This is a genomic window from Acidiphilium sp. PM, assembly GCF_000219295.1.
In the GTDB taxonomy this organism is placed as follows: Bacteria; Pseudomonadota; Alphaproteobacteria; order Acetobacterales; family Acetobacteraceae; genus Acidiphilium; species Acidiphilium multivorum.
Genome location: NZ_AFPR01000054.1, coordinates 1 through 1,292, shown reverse-complemented (window position 1 = coordinate 1,292; position 1,292 = coordinate 1). Strand labels below are relative to the sequence as shown.

At 66.6% G+C, this 1,292-nt stretch carries 2 protein-coding genes; one reads left to right on the top strand and one right to left on the bottom strand.

Annotated features, from left to right (window positions below):
- Window positions 1-431 (bottom strand): biotin/lipoyl-binding protein (locus APM_RS01880; RefSeq protein ID WP_007421663.1); only part of this gene is annotated, 431 nt, incomplete at its 3' end.
- 244 nt (window positions 432-675) lie between these two features.
- Here APM_RS01880 and APM_RS01875 point away from each other — a divergent pair.
- Window positions 676-1,292, top strand: a 617-nt coding sequence (locus tag APM_RS01875; protein WP_007421662.1) for a hypothetical protein, incomplete at its 3' end; no start/stop codon positions are given.

The window sequence follows — 1,292 nt, the reverse complement described above, 5'->3', positions numbered from 1 at the left end:
GCCCGGAAGAGGGTCGCGTCGGCCACCTCGACATTGGCGCGCGCCTCGGCGAGATCGGCCTCGCGGGCGCCGAGCTGGGCCTGGGCCTGGGCCCGTTCGGCCTCGGCCCGGTCGAGCGCCACTTTCTGCGTGCCGTCATCGAGGCGGACCAGAAGCTGGCCGCGGACGACATGCTGGTTGTCCTTGACGAGCACGGCGACGACCTGACCGGAGATGCGCGGGGCGATCTGGTGGATCGAGCCGTCGATCTCGGCGTCGGTGGTCGAGGCGAAATCCCTGGTGCGCCACCAGTAGACGAGGCTGGCGCCGGCGAGGCCAAGCAGCACCAGGACCAGAATGATGAAGGGCCGGCGGCTCCTGCGCGAGCCGTCGACCGGTGTGGCCCGCGAGACCGCTGGGCGATTCTCGCTTCTCTCCTTCAATTCGTTCATGGAATGACCTTATCCCATCGCCGGATCGGCTGTCACCGGGCGCCAAGGCGCCATGGCCTGGCTCCACCCGCACAGCGCGCGGAACGATGCTTCCGTAACGGGAATGGCGCGGCGCGTCGATGGAAAATCCATAAATTAATAAAGTTTTAGCCTCAATGCCGATTCGGCTTGCAAACCGAACCGGGAGACATGATACTACCTAAGGTAGTAATTTGCAGTGTACTACTATCGGGATGGATGAAAAATGACGCATTTTCAGACGATGGACGCTTTCGTGCGCGAACGGATCCGGGCCTGGCCGCAGACGCCTCCCGGCCTCGAACACGCGGATCCGCGCGGCCGCGGCGTGTGGCTCAAGGCCCGGCCGGGGCCGGCGATGGAAAACGACGCCCCGTCCCTGAAAATTCCCGGCGCCTCCCGCATGCGGACCTTCCCGGACGGGCTGTGGCTCTGGTTCGGCGGAACCGGCGCCGATCCCTATGTGGACATTTTCGCCGTCGAGGTCTGCGGCAGCCTGCAGAACCTGCTCGACAAGCGGTCCCGCTACACGCCGAGCCTGCATTCGCTGCTGGTCTCCTGCCCGGCCGTGTGGCTCCGCCGGCCGGTCGACGAGCGCGACGCGACGCCGCGCTGGGAGCGCGCCGGCCTGTTCGACACCGCCCCCGAGACCGCAATTGCCTTGCCGGTGCGCGACATGCGCGTGCTCTACGCGCTCAAGACCAAGCATTTCCGGGAGTTCGCGGCATGCAATATCGCCCATGCGCATGAGCTGTTCGCGCCGGTCGACATTCTGCTCGACGAGGACGGCTGGCGGGCGCCGGCGCTGCGTCAGTTCCTGTTCCACGCCGCGCGGCGGGCGAA